Raw genomic sequence first — 4,891 nt, 5'->3', positions numbered from 1 at the left:
ACAGGGGGGACGCGGGCGCGGTGGGGTCGGGCGAGTGATGTGCGGCGGCTTCTGCGGCTTCGTGCGCCTCGGCGGCTTCGGGAGAAAAGCCGTCCGGGGCAGCACTGCCACGAACAGGAGCTTTCCCAGCCACCTGATCCACAATGCGGCCCTCTTCAAGATTTTCTGCCGCCGCCCGTGCCCGCTCGGCCGACAGCCGGGCGGCGCCGCTGCCATGGACACGGTTGAGGACCAGTCCGGCCAGCGGCATCTCCTCCGCGGCCAGCCGCTCCACGAAGTACGCGGCCTCCCGCAGCGCGTCCCGTTCCGGCGCCGCGACCACCAGAAACGCCGTGCCCGGCGCCTGGAGCAGCCGGTACGTGGCGTCGGCGCGGGTACGGAACCCGCCGAACATCGAGTCCATCGCCGTCACGAACGTCTGGACGTCACGCAGGAACTGACCTCCGAGCAGCTTTCCGAGCGTGCCCGTCATCATCGACATACCGGCGTTCAGGAACTTCATCCCGGCCCGGCCGCCCATCTTCGCCGGAGCCATCAGCAGCCTGATGAACTTGCCGTCCAGGAACGAGCCGAGGCGCTTCGGCGCGTCCAGGAAGTCCAGCGCCGAGCGTGAGGGCGGGGTGTCGACGACGATCAGGTCCCACTCGTCGCGGGCCCGCAGCTGGCCGAGCTTCTCCATCGCCATGTACTCCTGCGTGCCGGCGAAACCGGCGGACAGGGACTGGTAGAAGGGGTTCTCCAGAATCGCGCGGGCCCGTCCCGCGTCCGCGTGCGCCTCGACGATCTCGTCGAAGGTCCGCTTCATGTCGAGCATCATGGCGTGCAGCTCGCCGGGGCCCTCGATGCCCTTGACCTGCCGCGGGGTGTTGTCGAGTGTGTCGATGCCCATGGACTGGGCCAGTCGGCGGGCCGGATCGATGGTGAGGACGACCACCTTCCGGCCGCGCTCCGCCGCCCGTACGCCCAGAGCCGCCGCGGTCGTCGTCTTGCCGACACCGCCGGAGCCGCAGCACACGATGATGCGTGTGGCCGGGTCGTCGAGCAGCGGGTCGATGTCGAGCGGCGCGGCTGCCGGATCCAGCGTCATGAGAAGGCCTTCCCGAGTTGCCGTAGCTCCCTCGCCAGCCGGTAGAGACCGGCGAGGTCCATTCCTTCCCCGATCAGCGGGAGTTCGTACGCGGGCAGCCCGAGCTTGCTCAGGACGGCCCTCTGCTCCCGCTCCAGCTCCACTCGCTGGGCGTGCTCCGCGGCCTGTTCGAGCAGCGGACCGACGAGCTTCGTCGGCGCGCTCACCCCGGCCGCCGCGAGCGCCTTGGCGACCTCCTTACGGCGGTCGCCCGCCGCGGCGCGCACGGCGGCCTCGTCGAGGACATGCGGCCGCACCATGTTCACGATGACCTTGCCGACGGGCAGCTCGGCGGCCCGCAGCTCGGCGACACCGTCCGCCGTCTCCTGGACCGGCATCTCCTCCAGCAGCGTGACCAGATGCACCGCCGTCGCGGGCGACTTGAGGACCCGCATCACGGCCTGCGCCTGATTGTGTATCGGGCCGATCTTCGCCAGTCCCGCCACCTCGTCGTTCACGTTCAGAAAGCGGGTGATACGGCCGGTGGGCGGCGCGTCCATCACCACGTAGTCATAAGTGAAACGTCCCTGCTTGTCCCGGCGCCGTACCGCCTCGCACGCCTTGCCGGTCAGCAGTACGTCCCTGACGCCGGGCGCGATCGTCGTGGCGAAGTCGATCGCGCCGATCTTCTTCAGTGCCCGGCCCGCGCTACCGAGTTTGTAGAACATCTGGAGATAGTCGAGAAGGGCGCGCTCGGCGTCGATGGCCAGCGCGTACACCTCGCCGCCGCCCGAGGCGACGGCGATCTTCCGCTCCTCGTACGGAAGGGCCTCCGTCTCGAAGAGCTGCGCGATCCCCTGTCTGCCCTCGACCTCGACGAGGAGCGTGCGCTTGCCCTCCGTCGCGAGGGCGAGCGCGAGTGCGGCGGCGACCGTCGTCTTACCGGTACCGCCCTTGCCGCTGACGACCTGGAGCCTGCTCACATATTCGAGCCTAACCAGTAGGGTCCCGGGCTACGCACGAGGCCGCCGCGCGGTGCGGCTACAGTCGGGCCCATGACCAAGTGGGAATACGCGACCGTGCCCCTTCTCGTGCACGCGACCAAGCAGATTCTGGACACCTGGGGCGAGGACGGCTGGGAGCTCGTCCAGGTCGTTCCCGGGCCGAACAACCCCGAGCAGCTCGTGGCTTATCTGAAGCGGGAGAAAACGGCATGAGCGGAGCCGTCGAGGCCGCCCTCGCCGAGCTGGGGCTGAAGCTGCCCGAGGTCGTACCGCCGCTGGCCGCCTATCAGCCGGCCGTCAGGACGGGCGTGTACGTCTACACCTCCGGGCAGCTCCCGATGGTGGAGGGCAAGCTTCCGGTCACCGGCAAGGTGGGCGCCGAGGTCACTCCCGAGGAGGCCAAGGAGCTCGCCCGTATCTGCGCGCTCAACGCGCTGGCCGCCGTGAAGTCGGTCACCGGCGACCTGGACCGTATCGCCCGTGTGGTCAAGGTCCTGGGCTTTGTCGCTTCGGCCGCGGACTTCACCGGACAGCCGGCCGTCGTGAACGGCGCGAGCGAGCTGCTCGGGCAGGTCCTCGGCGACCGGGGCGTGCACGCGCGCAGCGCCGTGGGCGTGTCGGTGCTGCCGCTGGACTCACCGGTCGAGGTCGAGATCCAGGTCGAGCTGACCGAGGACTGAGACACGTACGTACGAGGGCGGGCCGGGGTGCGGCCGGGCCCTGTGCACGGAGATCCCGCCCGGCGCGTGTGGACGCGGACCGGGCGGGATCCTGCTGTCCCGGTTCCGCTGTCCCGGTTCCGCTGTCCGGGCTCCGCCGGCCAGGCTCCGTCGTCCGGGCACCGCTTGTCCGGGACCTGCTGTCAGTGGGTGCGACATGCTGGCGTATGGCCTGTGTGTGCCTACCACATGCTCCTGACGAGTGCCTCTCGAACATCACCGCTTCAGCGCATAGCATCCGGCCATGCCCAATGGTCAGTGGTACCCGCCCGAATGGCCCGTGCGGATCCGTGCCCTCGCAGCCGGTGAGATCACCGCGGCGACCCCCCGGCGGGCCGCGACGGTGATGCTCCTGCGCGACGGTCCGGCCACTCCTGGCGGTCCGGACGCCCCGGGTGGTCCCGGCGGTCCGGCGACTCCGGACGGCTCCGACCGTACGACCGGCTCCGGGCGCACCGCCGGTCCCGGCGCCCCGGGTCCCTTCGTGCACATGCTGCGGCGCCGCGCCTCCATGGCCTTCGCCGCCGGCGCGTACGCGTACCCGGGCGGCGGAGTCGATCCACGCGACAACGACCGCCTCATCGGCTGGGCCGGCCCCGGTCGTGACGTATGGGCGCGCCGGCTCGGCGTCGACGCCGCCTCCGCGCAGGCCATCGTGTGCGCGGCGGTACGGGAGACCTACGAGGAGGCCGGAGTCCTGCTCGCGGGCGAGTCCGCGGCGAGCGTCGTCAGCGACACCACGGGCGACGACTGGGAGGCGGACCGCGCCGCCCTGGTCGACCGCGAGCTGTCCTTCGCGGACTTCCTCGACCGCCGCGGACTGGTGCTGCGCAGCGATCTGCTCGGCGCGTGGACCCGATGGATCACGCCGGAGTTCGAACCGCGCCGCTACGACACCTGGTTCTTCGTGGCCGCGCTGCCGACCGGTCAGCGTACGAGGAACGCCTCCACGGAGGCCGACCGTACGGTGTGGATCCGCCCGGCCGAGGCGACGGCCGCGTACGACGACGGCGAACTGCTGATGATGCCGCCGACCGTCTCGACGCTGCGTCAGCTCCAGCCGTACCGTACGGCCGCCGAGGCGCTCGCCGGGTCCGAGGGCCGCGACATGACGCCCGTACTGGCCACGGCGCGGCTGGAGGACGGGGAGCTGGTGCTGAGCTGGCCGGGACATGACGAGTTCACCAAGCGCGTCGACCCGACCGGAGGTCCCCGATGACCGACGCCGCCGCTCTTCCCGGACAGCCGCGTGGCGGAGTGCTCTCAGGACCGGCCACCGCGCGCGCCGTCAACGTCCTCGCCCCGAACCCGTCCGCGATGACCCTGGACGGCACCAACACCTGGATCGTCTCGGAGCCGGGTTCCGGGTCGGCGGTCGTGATCGACCCGGGCCCGCTGGACGAGACCCATCTCCGGGCGGTCGTCGCCGTCGCGGAGGAGGCCGGCAAGCGGATCGCGCTGACCCTGCTCACCCATGGCCATCCGGACCACGCGGACGGCGCGGCGCGCTTCGCCGCGCTGACCCGTACCCCGGTAAGGGCCCTGGACCCGGCGCTGCGCCTGGGCGACGAGGGCCTGGGCGCCGGGGACGTCATCACCACCGGCGGACTCGAGCTACGGGTCGTGCCCACCCCGGGGCACACCGCCGACTCGCTCTCCTTCCATCTGCCGGCCGACCGCGCGGTGCTGACCGGGGACACCGTCCTCGGCCGCGGTACGACGCTGGTCGCCCATCCGGACGGCAGGCTCGGCGACTATCTCGACTCCCTGCGCCGGCTGCGCTCGCTCACGGTCGACGACGGCGTCCGTACGGTCCTGCCGGGCCACGGTCCCGTACTGGACGACGCCCAGGGCGCGGTCGAGTTCTATCTCGCCCACCGGGCCAGCCGGCTCGCCCAGATCGAGACGGCCGTCGAGAACGGCTACCGCACGCCGTCCGACGTGGTCGCCCATGTCTACGCGGCGGTCGACCGGTCCCTGTGGCCGGCGGCCGAACTCTCCGTCAGGGCACAACTGGAGTATCTGCGCGAGCACGGGCTCATCTAGGCCCTGTCCGGCGGACCTTCGCGGGTCCGCGACGCCCGGCACGGCACCTCGCCGCG

Annotated in this window: 6 protein-coding genes; 4 read left to right on the top strand and 2 right to left on the bottom strand. The window is 71.3% G+C overall.

What is annotated here, in order from left to right; genetic code table 11:
- The coding region (bagB, locus tag BFF77_RS16060) for an ArsA family ATPase (RefSeq protein ID WP_245703540.1) at positions 1-1,087 on the bottom strand (1,087 nt) is incomplete at its 3' end.
- Positions 1,084-2,049, bottom strand: coding sequence for an ATPase BagA (gene bagA, locus BFF77_RS16055; protein WP_066949676.1), 966 nt, complete (start codon positions 2,047-2,049; stop codon positions 1,084-1,086). The genes bagB and bagA, both read right to left, overlap by 4 nt.
- A 72-nt stretch (positions 2,050-2,121) precedes the next feature.
- Here bagA and sp36 point away from each other — a divergent pair, with 72 nt between their 5' ends.
- From sp36 to BFF77_RS16040, 4 genes are all read left to right on the top strand, one after another.
- On the top strand, positions 2,122-2,283 hold the full coding sequence (sp36, locus tag BFF77_RS34500) for a Sp36 family protein (RefSeq protein ID WP_093601778.1): 162 nt from the start codon (positions 2,122-2,124) through the stop codon (positions 2,281-2,283).
- Positions 2,280-2,750: a RidA family protein gene (locus tag BFF77_RS16050; protein ID WP_066949674.1), complete on the top strand. Its 471-nt coding sequence runs from the start codon at positions 2,280-2,282 to the stop codon at positions 2,748-2,750. Before sp36 ends, BFF77_RS16050 begins: the two co-directional genes overlap by 4 nt.
- A gap of 283 nt (positions 2,751-3,033) precedes the next feature.
- Positions 3,034-4,008, top strand: coding sequence for an NUDIX hydrolase (locus BFF77_RS16045; RefSeq protein ID WP_066949671.1), 975 nt, complete (start codon positions 3,034-3,036; stop codon positions 4,006-4,008).
- Entirely contained in the window at positions 4,005-4,835 is an 831-nt protein-coding gene (locus BFF77_RS16040) for an MBL fold metallo-hydrolase (protein ID WP_066949668.1), read from the top strand. Before BFF77_RS16045 ends, BFF77_RS16040 begins: the two co-directional genes overlap by 4 nt.
- Positions 4,836-4,891: the final 56 nt, after the last annotated feature.

Origin of the sequence: Streptomyces lushanensis (assembly GCF_001700515.1) — a bacterium.
In the GTDB taxonomy this organism is placed as follows: domain Bacteria; phylum Actinomycetota; class Actinomycetes; order Streptomycetales; family Streptomycetaceae; genus Streptomyces; species Streptomyces lushanensis.
Note: the sequence above shows the minus strand (reverse complement) of the source record. Positions and strands in the feature narration are given on the sequence as shown.

Coding starts and splice junctions, on each gene's coding strand:
- sp36 (WP_093601778.1), top strand. CDS start 2,122: ATGACCAAGTGGGAATACGCGACCGTGCCCCTTCTCGTGCACGCGACC.
- BFF77_RS16050 (WP_066949674.1), top strand. CDS start 2,280: ATGAGCGGAGCCGTCGAGGCCGCCCTCGCCGAGCTGGGGCTGAAGCTG.
- BFF77_RS16045 (WP_066949671.1), top strand. CDS start 3,034: ATGCCCAATGGTCAGTGGTACCCGCCCGAATGGCCCGTGCGGATCCGT.
- BFF77_RS16040 (WP_066949668.1), top strand. CDS start 4,005: ATGACCGACGCCGCCGCTCTTCCCGGACAGCCGCGTGGCGGAGTGCTC.